A 435-nucleotide genomic window follows, 5' to 3' on the forward strand; every position below is an offset into this window, starting at 1 on the left:
TTCAAAAATCACCTATGAGCACTTTAGTGTAGATGATTTTAAAAAATGACATACAAATCCTAGAATTTCATTCTAGGATTTTCTATATGATGAGAAAATGTTATAATGAAGAATAAGTAGAATGGTCACTGATGTAATTTAAACATCCAGACCTGACAATAGCTTCCTCTGCTATTGGGGGTATGGTGGGTATCAACAATCCTTCTACAGCAGATATCAAAAGCCATAAGGAAGAAGCCCTGCAATCTCTTCGTACAACTGAAAGTCGGATGGAATCATTTAATAGTGAATTGTTGGGGAGCGGTGTAACCACTACCCTCTCCACAATCGCAAGTGGTTTGAGTCGGTCTCGCAAAGCTGTTGGTATGACAGATCCTTATCACAATGTGGAAGCCCTTGCAATTTTTCAGGATACGAAGTTACGGGATCAACAGG

Annotated in this window: 1 pseudogene; it reads left to right on the forward strand. The window is 39.1% G+C overall.

What is annotated here, in order from left to right:
- Positions 1-182: 182 nt before the first annotated feature.
- A pseudogene (locus SORDD05_RS09635) lies at positions 183-435 on the forward strand (hypothetical protein); the annotation flags it as partial.

It is taken from the genome of Streptococcus oralis, assembly GCF_001578705.1.
In the GTDB taxonomy this organism is placed as follows: Bacteria; Bacillota; Bacilli; order Lactobacillales; family Streptococcaceae; genus Streptococcus; species Streptococcus oralis_J.